The sequence below is a fragment of the Vibrio cholerae genome, assembly GCF_008369605.1.
Classification (GTDB): domain Bacteria; phylum Pseudomonadota; class Gammaproteobacteria; order Enterobacterales; family Vibrionaceae; genus Vibrio; species Vibrio cholerae.
The window spans coordinates 2,620,556-2,642,575 of record NZ_CP043554.1; the positions used below are offsets into that span (position 1 = coordinate 2,620,556).

19 protein-coding genes, 8 tRNA genes and 2 pseudogenes are annotated in these 22,020 nt (G+C 48.0%); 7 read left to right on the top strand and 22 right to left on the bottom strand.

The genetic code is table 11. From position 1 onward, the window contains the following. Positions 1-6 precede the first annotated feature (6 nt). From tusC to fkpA, 4 genes are all read right to left on the bottom strand, one after another. A complete protein-coding gene (tusC, locus tag F0316_RS12195) occupies positions 7-363 on the bottom strand; it encodes a sulfurtransferase complex subunit TusC (RefSeq protein ID WP_001044895.1) in 357 nt (118 codons plus the stop codon). Further along, positions 360-755 carry a sulfurtransferase complex subunit TusD gene (gene tusD / locus F0316_RS12200; protein WP_000803700.1) on the bottom strand — a complete coding sequence of 132 codons (396 nt, stop codon included), beginning with the start codon at positions 753-755 and terminating at the stop codon, positions 360-362. The genes tusC and tusD overlap by 4 nt, the downstream gene beginning before the upstream one ends. After that, complete coding sequence (locus F0316_RS12205; RefSeq protein ID WP_000140991.1) at positions 752-1,468, bottom strand: helix-turn-helix transcriptional regulator; 717 nt, start codon at positions 1,466-1,468, stop codon at positions 752-754. The genes tusD and F0316_RS12205 overlap by 4 nt, the downstream gene beginning before the upstream one ends. 204 nt (positions 1,469-1,672) lie before the next feature. Next, a complete protein-coding gene (gene fkpA / locus F0316_RS12210) occupies positions 1,673-2,452 on the bottom strand; it encodes an FKBP-type peptidyl-prolyl cis-trans isomerase (RefSeq protein ID WP_000838241.1) in 780 nt (259 codons plus the stop codon). A 184-nt stretch (positions 2,453-2,636) separates the two neighbouring features. On the opposite strand from fkpA, the gene F0316_RS12215 reads away from it, so the two are divergent. Both F0316_RS12215 and F0316_RS12220 read left to right on the top strand, forming a co-directional pair. Beyond that, entirely contained in the window at positions 2,637-3,572 is a 936-nt protein-coding gene (locus F0316_RS12215) for a WD40 repeat domain-containing protein (RefSeq protein ID WP_001905483.1), read from the top strand. An 11-nt stretch (positions 3,573-3,583) separates the two neighbouring features. Next, on the top strand, positions 3,584-3,802 hold the full coding sequence (locus F0316_RS12220) for a SlyX family protein (RefSeq protein WP_001890311.1): 219 nt from the start codon (positions 3,584-3,586) through the stop codon (positions 3,800-3,802). Between the two features lie 40 nt (positions 3,803-3,842). Here F0316_RS12220 and F0316_RS12225 read toward each other — a convergent pair whose 3' ends face one another. The 9 genes and pseudogenes from F0316_RS12225 to tsaE form a co-directional block, all read right to left on the bottom strand. Then, positions 3,843-4,031, bottom strand: a complete 189-nt coding sequence (locus F0316_RS12225) for a DUF2065 domain-containing protein (protein ID WP_000084201.1) — start codon at positions 4,029-4,031, stop codon at positions 3,843-3,845. Positions 4,032-4,091: 60 nt separating this feature from the next. Continuing rightward, a complete protein-coding gene (hflC, locus tag F0316_RS12230) occupies positions 4,092-5,072 on the bottom strand; it encodes a protease modulator HflC (RefSeq protein ID WP_001228766.1) in 981 nt (326 codons plus the stop codon). A gap of 2 nt (positions 5,073-5,074) precedes the next feature. Next, positions 5,075-6,262 carry an FtsH protease activity modulator HflK gene (gene hflK, locus F0316_RS12235; RefSeq protein ID WP_000312460.1) on the bottom strand — a complete coding sequence of 396 codons (1,188 nt, stop codon included), beginning with the start codon at positions 6,260-6,262 and terminating at the stop codon, positions 5,075-5,077. 45 nt (positions 6,263-6,307) lie between these two features. Next, a complete protein-coding gene (gene hflX / locus F0316_RS12240; RefSeq protein WP_000460371.1) occupies positions 6,308-7,597 on the bottom strand; it encodes a ribosome rescue GTPase HflX in 1,290 nt (429 codons plus the stop codon). 32 nt (positions 7,598-7,629) lie between these two features. Further along, positions 7,630-7,893: an RNA chaperone Hfq gene (gene hfq / locus F0316_RS12245; protein WP_001051872.1), complete on the bottom strand. Its 264-nt coding sequence runs from the start codon at positions 7,891-7,893 to the stop codon at positions 7,630-7,632. A 171-nt stretch (positions 7,894-8,064) separates the two neighbouring features. Further along, positions 8,065-9,012 carry a tRNA (adenosine(37)-N6)-dimethylallyltransferase MiaA gene (gene miaA / locus F0316_RS12250; protein ID WP_149560512.1) on the bottom strand — a complete coding sequence of 316 codons (948 nt, stop codon included), beginning with the start codon at positions 9,010-9,012 and terminating at the stop codon, positions 8,065-8,067. Then, positions 9,009-10,971: pseudogene (gene mutL, locus F0316_RS12255) on the bottom strand (DNA mismatch repair endonuclease MutL). Before mutL ends, miaA begins: the two are co-directional and overlap by 4 nt. A 6-nt stretch (positions 10,972-10,977) precedes the next feature. Then, positions 10,978-12,696 carry an N-acetylmuramoyl-L-alanine amidase gene (locus tag F0316_RS12260; RefSeq protein ID WP_000935814.1) on the bottom strand — a complete coding sequence of 573 codons (1,719 nt, stop codon included), beginning with the start codon at positions 12,694-12,696 and terminating at the stop codon, positions 10,978-10,980. Then, a pseudogene (gene tsaE / locus F0316_RS12265) lies at positions 12,690-13,155 on the bottom strand (tRNA (adenosine(37)-N6)-threonylcarbamoyltransferase complex ATPase subunit type 1 TsaE). The gene F0316_RS12260 and the pseudogene tsaE overlap by 7 nt, the downstream one beginning before the upstream one ends. Positions 13,156-13,359: 204 nt before the next feature. Between tsaE and queG the strand changes: the two are divergent. Further along, positions 13,360-14,469, top strand: coding sequence for a tRNA epoxyqueuosine(34) reductase QueG (gene queG, locus F0316_RS12270; RefSeq protein ID WP_149560513.1), 1,110 nt, complete (start codon positions 13,360-13,362; stop codon positions 14,467-14,469). Positions 14,470-15,039: 570 nt separating this feature from the next. On the opposite strand, the gene F0316_RS12275 is transcribed toward queG, so the two are convergent. From F0316_RS12275 to orn, 9 genes are all read right to left on the bottom strand, one after another. Beyond that, a tRNA-Met gene (locus tag F0316_RS12275) sits at positions 15,040-15,116 on the bottom strand. A gap of 42 nt (positions 15,117-15,158) precedes the next feature. Further along, positions 15,159-15,235, bottom strand: a tRNA-Met gene (locus F0316_RS12280). A 61-nt stretch (positions 15,236-15,296) separates the two neighbouring features. After that, positions 15,297-15,372: transfer RNA gene (locus F0316_RS12285), tRNA-Gly, on the bottom strand. 34 nt (positions 15,373-15,406) lie between these two features. After that, positions 15,407-15,483: transfer RNA gene (locus F0316_RS12290), tRNA-Met, on the bottom strand. 163 nt (positions 15,484-15,646) lie between these two features. Then, positions 15,647-15,722, bottom strand: a tRNA-Gly gene (locus F0316_RS12295). Between the two features lie 156 nt (positions 15,723-15,878). Then, positions 15,879-15,954 (bottom strand) — tRNA-Gly (locus F0316_RS12300). A 157-nt stretch (positions 15,955-16,111) separates the two neighbouring features. Next, positions 16,112-16,187: transfer RNA gene (locus tag F0316_RS12305), tRNA-Gly, on the bottom strand. Between the two features lie 156 nt (positions 16,188-16,343). Then, positions 16,344-16,419: transfer RNA gene (locus F0316_RS12310), tRNA-Gly, on the bottom strand. A gap of 157 nt (positions 16,420-16,576) precedes the next feature. Beyond that, positions 16,577-17,122, bottom strand: a complete 546-nt coding sequence (orn, locus tag F0316_RS12315) for an oligoribonuclease (RefSeq protein WP_000010185.1) — start codon at positions 17,120-17,122, stop codon at positions 16,577-16,579. Positions 17,123-17,244: 122 nt separating this feature from the next. On the opposite strand from orn, the gene rsgA reads away from it, so the two are divergent. The 4 genes from rsgA to F0316_RS12335 all read left to right on the top strand — a co-directional run bounded on the left by rsgA (position 17,245) and on the right by F0316_RS12335 (position 21,921). Beyond that, the gene (gene rsgA / locus F0316_RS12320; protein ID WP_000162639.1) at positions 17,245-18,306 is read left to right on the top strand and encodes a small ribosomal subunit biogenesis GTPase RsgA; all 1,062 of its coding nucleotides are present in this window, start codon (positions 17,245-17,247) and stop codon (positions 18,304-18,306) included. Between the two features lie 95 nt (positions 18,307-18,401). Then, the gene (asd, locus tag F0316_RS12325; RefSeq protein WP_149560514.1) at positions 18,402-19,259 is read left to right on the top strand and encodes an archaetidylserine decarboxylase; all 858 of its coding nucleotides are present in this window, start codon (positions 18,402-18,404) and stop codon (positions 19,257-19,259) included. A gap of 207 nt (positions 19,260-19,466) precedes the next feature. After that, positions 19,467-20,882, top strand: a complete 1,416-nt coding sequence (locus F0316_RS12330) for an SLC13 family permease (protein ID WP_149560515.1) — start codon at positions 19,467-19,469, stop codon at positions 20,880-20,882. A gap of 151 nt (positions 20,883-21,033) precedes the next feature. Next, complete coding sequence (locus tag F0316_RS12335) at positions 21,034-21,921, top strand: DMT family transporter (protein WP_000540240.1); 888 nt, start codon at positions 21,034-21,036, stop codon at positions 21,919-21,921. The last annotated feature ends 99 nt before the right edge of the window (positions 21,922-22,020 follow it).

Below are 22,020 nucleotides of genomic sequence, written 5' to 3' on the forward strand. Positions count from 1 at the left end.
GGCTCCTTAGAAAGTCAGTAACTGATCGTAGTGGTGCAGTAACTGCGCCAGAGCTTGGGCATCAACCACTTCCACCTCAATCAGTAAATCTTGTTCACTCAGCCCCCAGCTAACCAAACTCTGTTGGCAGACATAACGCGCTTCAATGTCGTAGAGATCCAAAAGCTTGAATGCCGAAATATAGTCACGACTTAAAATCGATTCGGGGTGCTGATGATTGACCAACTGCAACACACCTTCGCCAACAAAAAATAGAGCTTGTTCTTCACTGTAGGCCGACGTTGCAAGAATGGCATCTAAGCCTTCTCGCCCTGCCGCGCTACCATGAGGCGGCGTATGAAATACCCATGCGACTTTATTCAAAACTGCACCACCCTATCTTGCTCCAGTAATGCTTGTGCCAAACTGCCCAGTCCCGCTTGAGTGAAATGAGCCGCGAGGTTATGGCTCGCTAAGCCGTGTTGCGACGCTTCTTGCTCACTCACAACACCACGGCGCAGCGCTGCTGCAACACAAGTTTCAAGTTGTACTTGATGGGATTGAGCAAGAGATTGCCAACCTTGTAGCAGGTTAAACTCATCATTGGCTGGTACATGCGTTGCCGAGCCATTAAGCACCCCGTCTTGATAAAAAAACACGCTTTTTAAAATATGTCCTTTCTCAATCAGCGCTTTAGCAAACAGATAGGCGTTGCGAGCCGATTGCGTACCGTATTGTGGCCCGTTCACGACTAAGGTGTAAGTGAGTGGTTTCACTTCTCATCATCCTCAGTTTTACGCTGACGAATATAGAGATACACAGTATGTTTAGAGATATTCAGCCGATCGGCGACTCGGTTGATCGCATCTTTAATGTCGAAAATCCCCTTATCGAACAACGCCATCACGATTTGACGATTTTTGGTATTGTTCGAGACTGACTTATCACCGTTGATTTCTTCGATGGTACGTTCAACTGTTTGATCCACCAGCTCTTCCACATCACTGGCAAAGTTAACCGAAGAGGCCGCCTCTTGGGCTTCTTGAGTTGGCATAAACGATTTCAGTACTTGTGAGAAAGGCGCATCGAGGTTGACGTTGATACAGAGTAGACCAATCACTCGATTCTCACCGTTACGGATCGCAACTGTGATCGATTTCATCAATACGCCACCTTTGGCGCGCGTGAAATAAGAGCGGGAGAAGTTACGCTCAGATCCTTCTATATCACGCAGCATTTTCAAGGCCATATCGGTAATTGGCGATCCCACTTGACGACCTGTGTTTTCACCATTGGCAATCTTGATCGCCGATGTATTGAGATCTTCAAGCGAGTGCAGAACGATTTCACAAAATGGGCCAATCAGGCTCGCGATGCCATCAACTACCGCCTCGTAAGAGCGCAGAATCACTTTATCGTGCTCCGTAAACGGCTTTACGTGCACCGACTCCATCTCAAGCAGTAAATCGACATTCATGGTTTCTGTCATTGTCACTGTGCTTAAACCTTAGAATGAAAAATCAACAAATTGCTGTAAGTTTATCAGAAAATTTTAAACCACGATTCTGCAATATCACCAACAAGTGATTTAGGACAAGTTCTTATTAGAATCCGCGCATACAAAAAGGCCTGCACAACGTCAGGCCTTCTTCTATTCCTCTGCTCGTTTCAACATCGAGCCCGGGATTATTGATTACTGAGCAGCGTCTTTGCCGTTTTCAATTTTCAACAATTCCACTTCAAACACTAAGGTTGAGTTGGCAGGAATGGTTGGCGTATCTTGCTCGCCGTAAGCCAGTTCAGGCGGAATAACCAGTTTAAACTTAGAACCGACTGACATCAGTTGTACACCCTCGGTCCAGCCTGGGATCACACGGTTTAGAGGGAAAGTCGCAGGCTCGCCACGCTCATAAGAGCTGTCGAATTGCGAACCGTCAATCAAGGTACCTTTGTAGTGAACTTGCACAGTATCGGTATCTTTTGGCTTATCACCTTCTGCTGGTGTCATCACTTGATACAGCAGACCCGATTGTGTTTTCACAACACCAGACTCTTTCTCGAATTGGGCGCGGAACTCATCACCTTTCTTCTTGTTCTCTGCTGCTTTTTCAGCGGCTTTGGCTTGCATGGTTTCAGCCACACGCTTATCTAACGCTTCAAGCGCAGCACGTGTCTCTTCTTCGCTCATTTCTGGGTTGCCAGCAAACACATGTTCAATACCTTTCAGTACCAGATCTTTGTTCAGATCGATGCCAATTTCACTTGGCTTCTCAATACTGGTTTTAAGATAGTTTGCAAACGATACGCCAATTGCGTACGCCGCTTTATCATCTTCAGACTTGAACTCAACCGTTTTCGCTGCTGCGGTTTGTGCGGCAGGCGTGGTTTCGGTTTTTGGTGCTTCTTCTTTCTGACAACCAACCGCGAGCATTACCGTCGCAGCCAGCAGTGACACTTTAAAAAGTGATTTCATCGGGTTCTCCAATTATGAGGTAATCCTTTTGGCGTTGTGCACAAAAACCAGCAACCAACTGGTGCACAACAAAGAGTTGTACCAATATAGCGATATGTTTCATGATTGTCTTTACACAACAAACGGATAATTCGACTTGATGCGAAGAATTTATCACTCACTCTGCGCTTTGCTTGTCATCTTAATGTTAAGTGGCTGTTTTTTTACCCACCAAGCAGAGCAGCAATGGGACTTAGCACCTGAAGGTTCAACAGCCTTTGGCTTAAGTCGTGACGGCCGATTTGCTCTTATCTATTCCAAGCAGCAGCAGTTAGTACTATGGGATCTGTTGCAAGATAAGAAACTTGCCGATCTTGGCGCGCAAGATCCACAAGCTAACCCTGTTTCCGTGATCCGTATCGCGGATAGCGAACGTTTCGCAGTCACCGCAAGCCAGAATAACTTTGCAGTTTGGGATCTCGCTTGGACCCAAGGCAAAGGACTTTGGTCGATTACCGATGGGCTGATCCGCGATGTTGATCTCTCCAGTGATGGTGAACAGGTACTGCTCGGATTGACCAATGGCAAAGCGATTTACGTTGACTTAGTCAGTGGGCGGCGCATGGAGTTCCTTGCTCACCGTGAAAAAGTCAATTCTGTCGCGCTCTCTGCCAATGGACGCTATGCGCTCACCGGAGGCAATGACTATCACGCTTATTTATGGGATACCAAAACTGGCCAAATCGTTCGCCAATTTGAACATGAGCAGCGAGTCAATCGGGTCACTTTACAACGAGAAGGTAAACTGGCGTTTACTTCAGATGGTGGCAATCAAGCGCTCATTTGGGATCTCACGGCAGACAGCAAGCCCATCCAGTTACAGAGTTTTCGACGCCAACTGATTTTTTCCACCGCTCGCTTTTCTGATGATGGAAAAAAGCTGATCACGGGAACTCCCTCTGGATTAGTCGAAGTATGGAATACGCAAGATGGTAAGAAAATCGCCAGCTTCGAATCTGAAAACAAAAAAGATCACGGTCCTACCCAAGCTGTCGTGTATGATGCGGCTTTTGACGCCCAACAGCGCGCCGTAGCGGGCAGCTCTGCGGGTATCGCTCAAGCTTGGCGAATGGAGAACTGAAAATGCAAGAGATGTCGCTAACCCAACTTCAAGAGCGCATTGAAGATTTAGAGTGCAAATTAGCTTTTCAAGAGCAAACCATCGAAACTCTTAATGATGCCTTAACCCAGCAGCAACTGCTGCTCAGTAAGATGCAAGATCAGATGAAATACGTGGTCGGTAAAGTCAAAAATATGGACACTTCCACTCTAGCGGATCCTGCGCACGAAACGCCGCCTCCACACTACTGATGGAATCATTTTCCACTGGCAGCCTACGTAATTCGCGATCTTAACGAGCGAAAACGTAGGCTATCACCGCACCAGCCACCACCAAACAACCGCCGATGCGCCGCAACTGATTATCCGGTTGCAAGCTCAATTGTGCCACCATCTGACGCCATCCTCTCGGCGCGAATAAGGGTCCTAGCCCTTCAACGATCAACACTAAACCTAGTGCCACCCAAAGTGTCTGCGACATATTGACTCCAAATAACAAAGGCCCCTTACGGAGCCTTGAATTAATAACGTTAACTCATGCTTACTTGGCGGCTGCGCCTTTCGCATTATTCATGTATTGGAAGAACTCGCTGTTTGGATCCAATACCAGAATATCATTTTTGCTGTTAAACGATTTCTCGTAGGCGCGCAGTGAACGCAGGAAGCTGAAGAACTCAGGATCTTTCTTATAAGCATCCGAGTAAATCTTTGCGGCTTCTGCATCTGCAGTACCACGAGTCACACGCGCCGTCTTATCTGCTTCAGCAAGAATGGTTGCTACTTCAAGCTCGGCTTGCGCACGGATCACTTCCGCTTTTTCACGGCCTTGTGAACGGTGCTTACGAGCTACCGATTCACGTTCCGCACGCATACGGCGATAGATAGATTCGCTGATCTCATCCGGTAGGTTGATCTTTTTCATACGGAAGTCGACCACGTATACCCCTAAGTCTTTCATCGCACTTTCACGAGTATCGTTCAGTACTTCAGACATGATTTGATCACGCTGACCATCAATCTCCATCGCTTCTTTTGCCGCTTCCGTCGTCAATTCAGAAGAATCTGCATTTTCAGGTAACACGGCAACATTGCGAGGGCCAGAAACGATCTGCTTGATTTCACGCGCACCGATTTCAGAACGTAAGACGTCAGTCACTTTACGCTCCAATAGGGCTTCTGCGGTCAACGCATTACCACCACCGGTTGCCAAGTAGTATTGGCCGAAATCTTCGATACGCCACTTAACGTAAGTATCGATGATCACGTCTTTTTTCTCGGACGTCACGAAACGGTCTGAACGGCCATCCATGGTTTGAATACGTGCATCTAAGGTTTTTACACGATCAAACAGCGGCATTTTAAAATGCAGGCCTGGCTCATAAATTCTCGCCAGATCGTTATTGTCTTTCAACACTCGACCAAAACGGATCACGATTCCGCGCTCGCCCTCTGGGATCACGAACATCGACATCAATAAAGCAGCGATGATCAGAACGATACTAGGGATTAATAACTTACGCATTCTTAGTATCTCCCTTGACGTGTGGTGCTACGCGACTGAGTGTCGGTATTCGTTTCTGTCGTTTGTGATTCAAGCTCAATTTGATCGTAGGCTGATGAAGACTTATTTGGACGCGGCTGCGCCGTTTTATTGTCTTGACCCGCTAACTTATCAATCGGCAGATAGAGCAGATTACCGCTCGATTCAGAATCAATCAGTACTTTTGAAGTATTGCTATACACCTGCTCCATCGCATCCAAATAGAGACGGTCACGGGTTACTTTCGGTGCAGCTTGATACTCAGGCAACAGCTTTTCAAACTGAGCAACCTGACCGAGCGCTTCATTGATGGTGCGCTCGTTGTAACCTTGCGCTTCTTTCTTCAGACGCTCAGCACGGCCTGTGGCTTTAGGCAAAATTTCGTTCTTGTAAGCTTCCGCTTCGCGAATGAAACGCTCTTCATCCTCACGGGCTGCAATCGCATCGTCAAAGGCATCTTTTACTTGCTCAGGTGGACGAGCCGACTGGAAGTTCACATCAACAATCATCAAGCCCATATCATAGCTATCAATGACTTGGTTAAGTGTCTGCTGCGTGCTTTGGCGAATTTGCTGACGACCACTGGTTAGGATGCTATCCATCAGTGAGTCACCGACTACGGCACGAAGCGCAGAGTCCGTTGCTTGACGCAAGCTGTCATCCGCATTGGTCACGCGATACAAGTATTTGTATGGATCGGCAATACGATATTGCACATCCATCGATACCGTTACCACGTTTTCATCTTTGGTCAGCATCAAGCCAGAGGCGCGCAGAGAGCGAATCGCTTGCACGTTGACTGGTGTCACTTCATCAATAAAGCGTGGACGCCAGTTCAGACCCGGATCAACAATGCGGTCGTATTTGCCAAGGCGTAGCACAACGCCGCGCTCAGCTTCACCGATGGTATAAAAACCAGTAAAGAACCAAACCGCAACAGCGATAGCTGCAATGACACCAAAGCCAATCGCACCGCCACCGGAAAACGAAGGGCCTTTACCACCTTTGCCACCAAACTTGCCCCCCAGCTTTTGACTCAGTTTATTAAACACTTCGTCTAAATCTGGCGGTCCTTGATCTCGGCCACCTTTGTTACCGCGATTGTTGTTCCCCCATGGGTCATTATCGCGGCCATTGTTGCCGTTATTATTACCAGGCTCATTCCACGCCATTAGAAAACTCCATCATTTGATATGACGTTATACTCTAGCAGTCCTTTAAGTAACTATAAAGTCACATAAATCTGCTTGCTCTCGTTTTTCTAGTCTAGCCCAATCGACCTGTTGCATCCGCACAGTGATCAGTAAATTGCCTTCCGGATCATACTCTTCCTGTTGAATACAGTTCATTTGGAAAAATGTGCTACGGATACGTCCTTGATGTCGCGGCGGAATACGTAAGTGATGCTCCACCACTTGGCTAGCCAAACGCTCACTCAATGCCTCAAAGAGTAGCTCAATACCCGCGCCCTGCATGGCAGAGATCCACACTACTCTCGGAACGCCTTCATCATCCCGTTCTATACGTGGAGATTGCTCTTCGAGATTATCGATCTTATTCATCACCAACAAAGTGGGGACTTCATGAGCATCAATCTCTTGTAAAACAGTCTCTACCGCTTGGATATTCTCACGAAAGCGTTCGTCACTGGCATCAACAACATGTAACAAAATGTCAGCTTCTTGTGTCTCTTGTAACGTCGCTTTAAAAGCCGCAACAAGATCATGCGGAAGATGGCGAATAAAACCTACTGTGTCGGCTAAAACGGCCGGCCCTACATCCACCAGATCGATTTTACGCAAAGTAGGATCGAGTGTTGCGAACAGTTGATCCGCCGCATACACACCGGCTTCAGTGATTCGGTTAAACAGGGTAGATTTCCCTGCGTTGGTATAACCCACCAACGAGATGGTTGGAATTTCTGCACGGCTACGAGCACGGCGCCCTTGTTCACGCTGTTTGGCCACTTTTTCTAAGCGGCGCAAAATCGCTTTAATTCGTTCACGCAGTAAACGTCGGTCTGTTTCAAGCTGGGTTTCACCCGGCCCACGTAAACCAATCCCGCCTTTTTGTCTTTCTAAGTGCGTCCAGCCACGAATTAAGCGAGTAGAGATATGGCGCAACTGAGCCAACTCGACTTGTAGCTTGCCTTCATGGGTACGAGCACGTTGAGCGAAGATATCAAGGATAAGACCAGTACGATCAATGACTCGACATTGGCATAGCCTTTCGAGGTTACGTTCTTGGGCAGGAGAAAGAGCGTGGTTAAAAATCACCACATTAGCGCCATGCATTTGCACGGCTTCGGCGATTTCTTGGGCTTTGCCCTCACCAACGAAATATTTAGGGTGAGGGGTCTGACGACTGCCTGTTACCACATGCAGTGTTGTCACCCCTGCGGAAGAAATGAGCATTTTACATTCGCTCAGATCTTCCCACTCACCCCGTTGCGTGAAGTTGACATGAACAAGTACGGCTCGCTCACCGGCTTCATAACGGTCAAACAAGCGATCAACTCCTTAAATAATTGTGCAAAGAATTACTCTTCAGACTTCTCTGCTGGACGATCCGATGCTGGGCGGTCGCCGCTGTGGTGGCTAACTGGACGAGCAGGAACCACAGTAGAAATCGCATGCTTGTAAACCATTTGGTTTACTGTGTTCTTCAGCAAGATCACAAATTGATCAAATGATTCGATCTGACCTTGCAGTTTAATGCCGTTCACAAGGTAGATAGAAACAGGGATACGTTCACGACGTAGTGCATTCAGAAATGGGTCTTGTAGAGATTGCCCCTTAGCCATTTTGTTTTTCCTTATTTTGTCTTTTCTAGTAATTATTTAGCTAGCGGTGCAGCAGAATTATATGCAGCCTTGCATCTGAGCTAAACGAATCAAAATCCCCGTTGCTACCGATGCTCAACAGAGTACCAATAGCGGATCCTTTCCGGGGTACATCACGCAAAAGCGATCACATTATACACAGCTTATTTCGTTGGAAGCTATCGCATTCGAGAGCGTTTCAACGGCTTGATCAACGTTTTCGCTATCTAACCAAGTTAAATCATCCCAGCTGCGTAACCAGGTGATCTGTCGCTTGGCCAATTGACGGGTGGCACAGATGCCGCGATAAATCGCTTCATCTAAGGTTCCATGACCGTCTAAGTAATCCCACATCTGTCGGTAACCGACGCAGCGAATCGAAGGAAGATCCGGATGAAGATCGTCTCTGGCATATAATGCTTTGACCTCTTCTTCAAACCCTGATTCGACCATCTTCTCAAAGCGAAGTTCAATCCGACGATGGAGTTCTGCCCTTTCCTTGGGAGCAATTGCAAACTGCAGCACCCGATAAGGAATTGCTTCCCCTTTGGTTTGCGTCAGTTCAGTAAGAGTTTTACCTGAAATTCGATAAACTTCCAATGCCCGCGACAATCTTTGTGGATCATTGGGATGAATTCGCTGTGCTGAGACGGGATCAATCTGTTGTAACTGATCGTGTAACGCCTGCCAGCCAAGCTTTTCAGCTTCCAGTTCGATCTGCTGGCGAATCACGGGATCCGCGACAGGTAGTGGTGATAACCCTTCGAGTAAGGCTTTAAAGTAGAGCATTGTGCCTCCCACCAACAGTGGGATTTTGCCCTGAGCGACGATATCCGCCATCTCTTTTAATGCATCACGACGAAAATCGGCAGCCGAATACGCTTCACTCGGATCGAGAATATCGATCAAACGGTGCGGTGCGAGTGCTAGCTCTTGAGCATCCGGTTTTGCGGTGCCTATGTCCATCCCTCGATAAATCAGTGCCGAGTCGACGCTGATGATCTCCACCGGATATTTCTGACGTAAGCGAATGGCTAAATCCGTTTTGCCAGAGGCCGTTGGGCCCATTAAGAAGAGGGCGAGAGGTAACTTTTGAGTCATGAGTGTAATGCTGTAATTGAGGCGGAAAAATCCACCAAAGTAATAAAATGCGGGTCTTGCAATGGCAAGTTGCCTTGCCAGAGCTGCTCCAGCTCTGCGATCAAGCCGATCGCCTCGGCTAAAGTGTAGTCTCTTTTTTCTACAACGATGCGTTGAGTTAACCAATCCGCCAACGCTTGATGGCTCAAGGCTTGGCTTTCCGAACAACTCGCCGCGTAAGATAACAGATCCGGCAGCAATTGCTGTAAATTTTGCTGGCGCAGCGGCTGCGGAACAGCCATCACCATAATGCTGTGATTGGTGCGCGATTTCAGCTCAATACCCAGTTGCAATAGGGCCGATGAATGACGCTGCGCCACTTGCCATTCAGATTCATTCAGTTTTAGCGCGAGTGGCACCAGCAGTGGCTGCGCTTTCAGCGCACCATGCTGAGCATTGAGTAATCCACGCAGTTTGAGTTGCTGAGCTTGGTATAGCGAGATAAGCACACAGCCTTGTGGGCTACTCATCAACAGGTACTGTCCCGCCACCACTTGGATCGCTTTACCCAGTTTTTCGATAGCAGTATTAGCCTTGACGGCTTCAATTGATGAGACGATGGTGCTGGCAGTACTCGGTTCTTCATCCGATAAATCGGGAGTTTGCATCAAGGTTTGATAAACCGCGGCCTCTTTTTTGCTGACGGATGCCGAACCATATCTTTCTTTGCCAGTACTTGCAGTCTTGGGTGAAGCTACCCAAGGATTACTGACCGCTCGCTCTCTAACCTGCTGATTATCGCTCTCATCCCTATCGTTATCATGTGGAGCTTTGCGTGGATAATCTGGCGTATTTTGCACCGCTTGCCACACTCTTTCTTGTTGCGTGGTCTCGATCATCGGCACAACCGGAGGATTCACCTCTTCCGCGCAGTGAGGTAAATGAAACGCTCCTTCATTAATGGTCGGAGCCATCACCTGCGCACTTTGTACTAGCGCACTGCTTAAGGCTTGATAGATGAAATCATGAACGAGGCGAGCTTGATGGAAGCGCACTTCATGCTTGGCTGGATGGACGTTGACATCCACTTGATGAGGATCGAGTTCAATAAACAGCACATAGGTAGCAAATTGATCGGCACGTAAGCTGGTTTCGTAGCTTTGGCGAATCGCATGATTGATCAGCTTATCACGCATCATCCGGCCATTTACGTAACAGTATTGCAGATCGCTCTGCTGGCGCGCTCCTTCGGGTGTGGTGATCCAGCCATGCAGTTTAAGCCCTTGGTGCTCTAACTCAATGCGTAACATATGTTGCACAAACGGGTTGCCACACACCGCAGCTAAACGTTTTTCCTGCTGCGGTAAAGTCGTTGCAGCGCGATACTGACGCACGATTTTTCCGTTATGGCGCAGAGTAAAGCTGACATCAAAACGGCTCAGAGCAATTCGTTTGAGCAGCTCATCAATATGGGTAAATTCGGTTTTTTTCGGTGCGCAGAAATTTACGCCGTGCCGGGGTATTGAAAAAGAGATCCAGCACTTCCACAGTCGTACCCACGGGGTGAGCCGCGGGCTGTAACTTGACCGCCATATCGCGGCCTTCACTGTAGGCTGACCACGCTTCTTCTTGAGCTACCGTGCGCGAAGTAAGGGTTAAGCGTGAGACTGAGCTAATACTGGCTAAGGCCTCGCCACGAAAACCAAGGCTCACGATCGCTTCCAGATCATCGAGGGTGTGAATTTTAGAGGTCGCGTGACGACTCAGCGCAAGCCCTAGTTCGTCCTTATCAATACCCGAACCATTATCGCGAATACGAATGAGCTTAGCGCCCCCCTTCTCGATATCAATATCAATTCGAGTGGCTCCGGCATCTAAACTGTTTTCCACCAACTCCTTGACTACTGAAGCCGGTCTTTCTACAACTTCACCCGCTGCAATTTGGTTGGCTAAACGGGCGGGTAGGATTCGAATCGTCATGAGCGCTTATTTATTGGGGATAATCAGTTGCTGCCCAACCAACAATTGGTCAGAGCGTAGCTGGTTGGCTTGGCGAATGCTATCAACGCTAACATTGTATTGATCAGCGATTTTGCTCAGGAATTCACCGCGCTGCACCTTGTGCTTACGCAGTGGCTTATCTTTTAAACTCACCGTGATTTTCAGCTTCTGCCCGAGCACTAGAGTATCCGATTTCAGATTGTTCTCTTTTTTTATCGAGGCCACTGAAACCTTATAGGTGGTGGCAAGTTTACCGAGAAAATCGCCCGTTTTTACCACATGGGTAATAGTTTCCGTTTCTACAGGATTTGCCATCACAGGAACAGGTACTGGGTTTGGTGCTGAAGAAGCTGGAATAGTCAGCAGTTGCCCAACCGAAATCGTCGAAGACTTGAGGTTGTTGGCTTTTTTCAAAGCATCGACACTAACCCCATACTGGTTAGCAATCAGACCAATTGATTCTCCACGCTGCACTTTGTGTTTCTGCGCTTTACCTCGATTGGCAAACAGTGTGCCCTCTGGCGGATTATCTTCAAAGTACTGCACAATCGCCGTGGCTAAAGCGCGAGCTAACTTATCTTGATGACTGCGCTGAATCAGCAATTTTTCTTCTGATGGGTTAGAGATAAAGCCCGTTTCCACCAGTACCGATGGGATGTCTGGTGACTTCAATACCGCCAAACTTGCATTAACGGGTTCGGTTTTATGTAGATGCGCTACCTTGCCCATTTCACGCAAAATATTCGTCGCGACCTTATAGCCCTCTTTTTGCGAATGGCTAAACTGCAGATCCAGTAGGGTCTGACTCACGTTACGATCGTTATTAGTTTTCGAAAGTACTTCGCCAGCACCGCCCAGCAATTCAGATTGTTGCTCGTGATTTTCCACCCAACGGGCAATTTCGGTATTGGCACGGCGGGTATTCAGCACAAACACCGATCCTCCGCGCGGCTGTGGAGTATGAAACGCATCCGCATGCACCGAAACCAACAAGTGCGCCTTGCTACGACGCGCAATTTCCGTACGTTTATTCAGATTTACAAAATAGTCACCACGGCGAGTCAGTACCGCTTTCATTCCCGGCACTGCATTGAGTTGATCTGCTAACTTTTTAGACACGCTCAAGGTGATGTCTTTTTCATATTTGCGTGTAGGACCAATGGAACCGGGATCTTCACCGCCATGTCCCGCGTCAATCGCCACCACAATATCGTCATTCCCTAAGAGTTGAGAGGCATCTTTACTGACTTGCGCGGGTGAACTCGGTGTGCTGGCGGAAGAACTCTCACTCACTTTGCCATGTGGCATATCAATGACTAAACGATGGCCATATTGACCACCGGGTGTCGGAGCTAATTTAAATAAGGTTGGTGTTGTTTTTTGTTTGAGCTCAAACACCAAACGAAATGTACTTTTTTCAGGGGGAGATGAAGCGCGAACTTTCGATAAAATTCCACTTTCAGTGACATTAACCGGTAACTTAGCGCGAGAGGTACTCTGTTTGAGGTCAACCACCAAGCGCTCAGGAGAGCTGAGGGTAAAGTAGCTGTAATCCACCTCGGATTTGACATCTAATACCACTCGTGTCTCATCAGGAGAAGGCCACACGCGCACGCCTTCCAAAACGTTCGCCCAAGTTTGAGGAGCGATCGCGAGTAAAACGAATCCAAAGAGTAAGAATACAAAACGGCTAACGTTCAACATAACTCCAACTGACTCAAAAGGTCGCATCCATAATGGTTATTGGCTGTCAGCGTAGCAACTCGCTGCTCGCCGTCGTAACGCAAATCGATATCAAGATCCGCATTTGGCAATAGTCCATGCCCTTTTTCTGGCCACTCGACTAAACAAATGGCATCTGCACTAAAGTAATCGCGAATCCCCATAAATTCGAGTTCTTCAGGATCCGCTAAACGATAAAGATCAAAATGATAGACCTGCCACATACCGAGTTGATATGGCTCAACCAGTGTGTAGGTTGGGCTTTTGACGTTACCTTGATGGCCCAAGGCACGAATAAAACCTCGGCTGAAAGTCGTTTTTTCCCGCGCCAAGATCGCCATGCAGATAAAGCGTTGTCTGTTGTGAGCATATCAGCGCTAACGCACGACCTAATTCAATCGTAGCTTGCTCATCTTTTAGGGAAAAAATCTTGCTGTTCATTACGCTTTTCTCGACAGGGTCTTTGTTGACTATAAAGAAATCAAAAGAACTGGAATAGTAAACTGGGTTGGAATTGAGAGACAAGATCTGTTCTGTTAACAAAGCGAAAAATATCGTAGATCCTGCAAGCTCTCACAAGGATTAACGCTAGAAGAGGGCAAAAAGATCCGTTAAGATCCTCGCCCCTTATCCTGAGTACCCGACATGGACTACCAACAACTGGCAAATCAGATCAAACAATGGGCGATCGAACTCGGCTTTGAAAAAGTCGGGATTTGCGACGTCGATTTGAGTGAACATGAACCAGCATTGCAGGCTTGGCTAGACGCAGGTTATCACGGTGAAATGGATTGGATGGCGAGGCACGGCATGATGCGCGCACGCCCTGCAGAACTCTTACCCGGAACGCTTAGGGTGATCAGTGCTCGCATCAACTATCTCCCACCACAAGCACAGTTTGCTTCCAACTTAAGCGATCCCAACCAAGCTTATATCAGCCGTTACGCTTTAGGACGTGATTACCATAAGCTTGTTCGAAACCAGCTCAAAAAACTGGGGGAAAAAATCGAACAAGAAGTGGGAAAACTGGGTTACCGTCCTTTTGTCGACTCCGCCCCGATTCTTGAACGCCCTCTGGCACAAAAAGCGGGATTAGGTTGGACAGGAAAACATTCGCTGATTTTAGATAAAGAGAACGGGTCTTGGTTCTTCTTGGGCGACTTACTGGTTGATATTCCCTTACCCGTTGATGAACCGAGCGAAAATCAATGCGGCAAGTGTACAGCGTGTATAACAAGCTGCCCAACCAATGCCATCGTTGCCGAAGGCGTGGTGGATGCACGACGCTGTGTTTCTTACCTCACCATTGAGTATTCAGGGGTTATCCCCTTGGAGTTTCGACGCGCAATGGGCAACCGAATTTACGGTTGTGATGACTGCCAACTCGTCTGTCCTTGGAATCGCTTGGCCCCTTTAACTCAGCAAAGTGACTTTCATCGCCGACAAAGTCTCAACAATGCGGATTTAGTAGTGTTATTTGAATGGGATGAGGCGACTTTCCTGAAAAATATGGAAGGCTCAGCCATTCGGCGAATTGGTCACCAGCAGTGGCGGCGCAATTTAATCATCGCCATGGGCAACGCTCCTTACTCTCCGCGGATTATCGATACACTCCAACGTCATCTGGGGCAAAGTGAATTACTTGATGAGCATATTCATTGGGCTTTGGAAGAACAGACCCAAAAGACCGCCACACCTCGCCAGCATGCTCGCCTGATTCGCATTATTGAAAAGGGGCTGCCAAGGGATGCATGAATAGAGCAACTTGCATAATTAAGGAAATGATTATTTGATGCCCATCCCAATTTGCGCTATGTGGACAACATTTTTAATCAGACGCTGTTTTCTATCGCTAAAAAAAGTTAATCACAACCTAGGTAAATGACTAGGATCAAGTTTTTAGACTGCAATGATCTTAGAGCTCTATTTTTTGCTCAGAGAGAAAAACGATAAGTTAATAAAAAACAATAACTTAACCACAAACCCTCACTAGACCAGGCCTTATAAGCAAGCAAAGATCCTCAGAGAAGTCAACTCGAAAAGCTAAGATACAGAGTTTATCAACTGTTTTATCCACAGATTTTTTTTGTGGATAACTCTGTTAATGAACACACCAAAGTAAGCGAAATCCGTAGTCAGCGTGTACGCTTTCGGCTGCTTGAAAAGAGAATATTTGATACATGGGAGCGATATTATTGAGCTGACGCGCAATGAATGACTCACTGAGATGATGCTTCACAGCATTATAGAAAGAGCTTTAGCAAAATGCTAAACACCCTAAAAAAAGAAAAATCTGCGCATGAGCACAGTCTCTCTTTAGAGAATTGGTTGCGGGGGCTGGATTTGAACCAACGACCTTCGGGTTATGAGCCCGACGAGCTACCAAGCTGCTCCACCCCGCGTCCGTATTGTGTCACTGTTAAGCACAGTGAAAGCTTTGAAATTGGTTGCGGGAGCTGGATTTGAACCAACGACCTTCGGGTTATGAGCCCGACGAGCTACCAAGCTGCTCCATCCCGCGTCCATGTATATCGCTAAACGCAATAAGTCTTTTCTTCAGTTTTCTGTAGTAGGCAAGAAACTGGAGCGACACACGAGGTTCGAACTCGTGACCTCAACCTTGGCAAGGTTGCGCTCTACCAACTGAGCTAGTGTCGCATTTGTCGTGATGCTACTGCATCTACGAAAGATTTGGTTGCGGGGGCCGGATTTGAACCGACGACCTTCGGGTTATGAGCCCGACGAGCTACCAAGCTGCTCCACCCCGCGTCCGTGTGTTATCGTTAAGCACGATAAGGGCTATGAAACTGGAGCGACACTCGAGGTTCCCTTCTTTAAAACAAAAGGCGTGACCTCAACCTTGGCTAGGTTTGCTCATCAACTGAGCAAGAGTGGCACACTTCATCGTTAAGTACGGTGACAACTATTAATTTGGAGCGACACACGAGGTTCGAACTCGTGACCTCAACCTTGGCAAGGTTGCGCTCTACCAACTGAGCTAGTGTCGCACTTCATCGTTAAGTACGGTGACAACTTTAATGTGGTGCGACACACGAGGTTCCCTTCTTTAAAACAAAAAGGCGTGACCTCAACCTTAGCTAGGTTTGCTCATCAACTGAGCTAGTGTCGCATTTCATCGTTCAGTACGATGACAACTATTAATTTGGAGCGACACACGAGGTTCGAACTCGTGACCTCAACCTTGGCAAGGTTGCGCTCTACCAACTGAGCTAGTGTCGCATTTCATCGTTCAGTACGATGACAACTATCAATCTGGAGCGACACACGAGGTTCCCTTCTTTAAAACAAAAGGCGTGACCTCAACCTTAGCAAGGTTTGCTCATCGACTGAGCAAGAGTGGCGCACTTCATCGTTAAGTACGGTGACAACTTTAATCTGGAGCGACACACGAGGTTCGAACTCGTGACCTCAACCTTGGCAAGGTTGCGCTCTACCAACTGAGCTAGTGTCGCATTTCATCGTTCAGTACGGTGACAACTTCAATCTGGAGCGACACCCGAGGTTCCCTTCTTTAAAAGAAAAAGGCGTGACCTCAACCTTAGCTAGGTTTGCTCATCAACTGAGCTAGTGTCGCATCTCATCGTTGAGTACGATGACAACTATCAATCTGGAGCGACACACGAGGTTCGAACTCGTGACCTCAACCTTGGCAAGGTTGCGCTCTACCAACTGAGCTAGTGTCGCATCAACAACGTTTTCCGTCGTTTAGGGCTGCGAATTATAAGAGCATTTTCTTGTGATGCAAGAGCTTCTCGTGAAAAAAACTCTTTTTTTTTCGCTTGCCGAAAAAGCATGCAAGATGTCGAACAATTGCTCTTTTTATAGCATTGAATACCCGATATTAGATCTTGAATACCGCCTTACGATAGAACTGAAGCTCAGCAATTGACTCTCGAATATCATCCAAAGCAAGATGGCTACCTGTTTTACTGAACTCTTTTAGCACTTCAGGCTGCCAGCGGCGAGTCAGCTCTTTGATGGTGCTGACATCAATATAACGATAATGGAAGTACGCTTCCAAACGCGGCATGTGTTTGTAAAGGAAGCGTCTATCTTGGCCAATACTGTTACCACAAATCGGGGATTTGCCTTCCGGCACCCACTGCTTTAAAAACGCGAGCGTTTGATCTATAGCTTCTTCTTCACTTACTTTGCTTTGACGCACACGCGCCACCAAGCCACTTGCGGTGTGCGTTGTGGTACACCATTCATCCATTTTCGCGAGTTCGGATTCGGGTTGATGAATCGCAATCACTGGGCCTTCAGCTAAAATGTTTAACTCACTGTCAGTAACAATGGTCGCCATCTCAATGATTTTGTGCGTTTCAGGATCAAGTCCCGTCATCTCTAAATCAATCCAAATCAGATTCTGGTCGCTGAAAGACATAATGGTGCGCCTATAGGGGTTTATTCACAAAAGAGGTACTATACCCAAATTCAGATCGACAGGATACGTATCAAATTGAGATTTGATACGCCTTATATCTAGCAGAGAGTAAGTAGAACACTGTGACAAAAAAGAAAAAGCTTACACACGGTCAAGTACGCCGGGTTAGAAATAACCAACATAAAAAACTCAAACAAGAAGAGTCTATCGTTTGGGATGAGGCCTTGCTCGGCAGTGCGCAACCGGGATTAGTGATTACCCGCTTTGGTCAACATGCCGATATTGAAGATCCAGCGACGGGGGAAATTCATCGCTGTAACCTGCGTCGCGGCATCGAAAGTTTAGTATCCGGCGATAACGTCCTGTGGCGCCCAGGGGCTGAGACTCTCGCGGGCATTTCCGGTGTGGTAGAAGCGGTGGAAGCTCGCAGCTCTGTATTAGTGCGCCCAGATTATTACGATGGCCTCAAACCCGTTGCAGCAAACGTAGATCAAATGGTGATCGTGTCCTCGGTATTACCCGAGCTCTCTCTGAATATTATTGATCGCTACTTGATTGCTTCTGAAACCTTAGGGATTGCACCACTCATCGTACTGAACAAGATTGACCTACTCAGCCCAGAGCTTCGCGAACAATACAGCACATGGTTAAATGATTACCGCGCCATTGGCTATGACGTACTCTACGTCAGTAAGAAAACCGGTGAAGGGATTGCGGATCTTGAAGTGAAACTGCGCGATCGCACTAACGTGTTTGTCGGTCAATCGGGTGTTGGCAAATCCAGCTTGGTCAATGCATTACTTCCAGAATTGGAAGAAGATGTGGAAGAAGGGGCGATTTCTGAAACCTCTGGCTTAGGCCAACACACCACCACCGCCGCACGGCTCTATCATATTCCGAGTGGAGGTAATTTGATTGACTCACCCGGGGTACGTGAATTTGGTTTGTGGCACTTAGAAACCGATGATGTCACTAAAGCTTATGTCGAATTTCGTCCTTACTTAGGCGGCTGCAAATTTCGTGATTGCAAACATGGGGATGACCCGGGTTGCTTGTTGCGTGAGGCCGTAAGCAAGGGAGAAATCAGCGCACTGCGTTTTGATAATTACCATCGGATTGTGCAAAGCATGACGGAAAACAAAGCCAATCGGCAGTATTCGCGCAGCAAAAAAGCCGATCTGTAAGAGCAAATTGTTAGCAAGTTTAGAGCATCTACTGACAGAAGGCGCGATTTTCAGTAACATCTCGCGCCCATCACCACTCTATTGGAATGTAAACCATGGATAAGATTAAAGTTGGACTGCAATATTGGATTCCACAACATGCCCTGACCCGCTTGGTTGGCAAGTTGGCGTCTGCGCGTGCAGGCAGCCTGACCACGGCCATCATCCGCTGGTTCATCAAGCAATATAACGTCAACATGGACGAGGCTCTGCACTCTGACCCGACCCACTTCAAGACGTTTAATGAATTTTTTGTACGTGAGCTAAAAGCTGGCGTGCGCCCTATCGCTGAAGGCGAAAAGGTGATTACTCATCCTGCCGATGCATGCGTGAGTCAGTTTGGTGCGATTGAAGACGGTAAACTGATCCAAGCCAAAGGCCACACTTACTCAGCCCAAGAGCTGCTCGGTGGTGATGCCAAGCTCGCGGAAGAATTCCGCGATGGCGATTTCGCCACTCTGTATCTCTCGCCACGGGATTACCACCGCGTACATATGCCTTGTGATGGCACATTGCGTCAAATGATCTACGTACCGGGCGATCTGTTCTCGGTCAATCCTCTGACAGCGGAAAATGTACCGAACTTGTTTGCCCGCAACGAGCGTGTGGTGTGTATTTTCGATACAGAATTTGGCCCAATGGTACAAGTGCTGGTTGGTGCCACCATTGTCGGCAGTATTGAACTGGTTTGGGCGGGCACCGTGACTCCGCCGCGTGGCAACACCGTTTATCGTTGGGACTACCCAACCAACGGTAACCAAGCCGTGGTTCTCAAAAAAGGCGAAGAGATGGGTCGCTTTAAACTGGGCTCCACCGTGATCAACCTGTTTGCCAAACAAGCCATCCGCTTTGATGACAGTATGGCACTGGGCGCACCAACCCGCATGGGTGAGCCCTACGCACACCAAGCTTAATATACGACTTAGAGTTGCAGCCAACACCAACGCTGCTTCAAGTCGGAAGACTCAACATCCCAGCTTCGGCTGGGATGTTGTCTTTTGAAGCTCGCCACACATCTGCACTGTCACTGATAGCAAAACCCAAAAATTTAACCGCCCTCTAAGACCCATAGATTTCAGTCGCTTACTCTAAGCTTTCACTTGAGCTAAGAGGGAAAGCCCATGCCGCAACTGGAACGAGGTCTACTCGTCAAACTCCTGATCTGTTTCTTACTGCCGTTGGGCGTACTATTGATGCCGATTGATGCAATCCCGATTCAAGATCTCACCTTGGTTCAACACCGTTTACTGGCCATTTTCCTTCTTGCTGCACTGCTGTGGGTGTTGGAGCCTGTTCCTGTGTTTGCCACGTCGATCCTGATCATTGCCCTTGAACTCGTCATGATTTCCGATAAAGGTTTGCATGGCTTTCGAGTGCCCGATCCGCATCATCCGCTCGGTGAACTCCTTAAATACACCGATATTTTCAGTGCCTTCTCCTCTCCCATTATCATTTTGTTTATGGGCGGTTTTGCTTTAGCCATCGCCGCATCTAAATACGAATTGGATAACAACTTAGCACGAGTACTACTCAAACCTTTTGGCCACCAGCCTAAGTACATCATGCTCGGGTTAATGCTGATCACCTCAGTTTTCTCGATGTTTATGTCCAACACAGCGACCACAGTGATGATGTTGGCGCTGCTTGGCCCTATTGTTGCGTCTGCCCCCAAAGGGGATTTAGGCATCAAAGCTCTGGTGCTATGCATTCCGATTGCGGCCAACACAGGGGGCATCGCAACCCCGATCGGCACGCCACCTAACGCTATCGCACTGCAGTATCTAACGGGCGAAAACAGCATTGATTTTCTGTCATGGATGATGATGGGGTTACCGTTCGTATTGGTACAACTGACGATTGCTTGGTTCTTACTGCAAAAGCTTTTCCCCTCCTCACAAGCCACAATGACCTTGAAACTCAAAGGCGAATTTCAACGCGGCTGGCGTGCCATGCTGGTCTACATCACGTTTGCTTTAACTATTGTGCTGTGGATGACCACCACATGGCACGGCATGAACACTTATGTGGTGGCGATTATTCCACTGGCCGTGTTCACCCTCACTGGCATCATGGGCAAAGAAGAGCTGAAACAGATCAACTGGGATGTGCTTTGGTTAGTTGCCGGCGGGATAGCGATTGGTATCGGCCTTGAACAGACGGGACTCGCCCAAGCGTTAGCACACGCCATCAACTATCAATCTCTCTCACCTATGCTGATTGTGATTGCCCTTTCACTGGTGTGCTGGCTGATGGCCAACTTCATGTCTAACACGGCGACTGCCAACTTGATCATGCCGATTGCTGCAGCGATTGGTACTTCGATGAGTAGTCTTGAGCAAGTCGGCGGCTTACAAGCGCTGTTAGTCGTGGTCGCTTTTTCCGCGTCACTGGGGATGATTTTGCCCGTTTCGACACCGCCCAACTCGCTCGCTTACTCAACGGGACTTATCGAAAGCAAAGATATGGCCAAAACTGGCTTGGTCATCGGGGTGATTGGTCTTGGCATCGTTTATTTGATGGTGTTCCTACTCGGATAAACTCCCTCTTCCCCCTCTCCTTCACACCTTGTCGTCACTTTTGATACGGCAAGGTGTGAACCCTCTAATCGCACAGAAATTGGTTTTGTTTTCCTGATAGCTTAATGGCATATTGAGTGCCCTCATCACTCCCAACCGCAAGGATGACGCAATGGGTTACGAATGGCTGGCACTTGCAGCGGCCTGTCTTTGGGCTATCGCCAGTTTACTTTCTATTACTCCCGCGAAACACCTCGGCTCTTTTGCTTATAGCCGCTGGCGTATGGGGTGTACCTCCGTCATCTTAACCACCATTGCTCTCTTCAGCGGAGGTTGGTTAACCGTACACAGCAGTGCGATTCCAGCCATGATGTTGTCGGGGTTTATTGGAATTTTCATCGGTGATACCGCGCTTTTTGCTTGCCTGAATCGCATGGGGCCAAGGCAGTCCGGCTTACTCTTCTCCTGTCATGCGGTGTTTTCTGCCGTGCTCGGTTATTTCCTGTTTAGTGAAAGCATGACCAAGCAAGAGCTATTCGGCTCTACTTTAGTGTTTAGCGGCGTTCTGATGGCGATTTTCTTTGGTCGCCGTGGGCAAACTGGGCCTAGTTTGGATAGCATCAATGGCAGTGTGTGGGTTGGAATTGGACTCGGCTTAACCGCCGCCTTATGCCAAGCCCTCGGGGGCATTATTGCCAAACCCGTGATGCAAACAGAGATCGATCCGATTGCTGCCTCTGCGATGCGGATGATCACCGCCTTTGCGGCTCACTCTTTACTGCGTTTAACCGGCGCACGCATTGCTCGTCCTACACAAATCATCACGCTCAATATCTTTTTGGTCACGGCACTCAACGGCTTTATTGCCATGGCGGTTGGTATGACGCTGATCCTCTACGCTCTGCGTGAGGGGAATGTCGGCATGGTCGCACTGCTCTCTTCGACCACACCCATCATGCTACTACCACTGCTTTGGATCTACACTAAACAGTGCCCAAACCGCTATGCTTGGTTAGGGGCTATCCTTGCCGTTGGGGGCACCAGCTTATTGGTGTCTTAAACGCGATTTTGATCAATAGGCTACATTTACTTGCATTGATAGAGAGAATCATTGATCTTAACCGGATGCAAAGCGTCTAGATTGTAGTAAAATTACGCT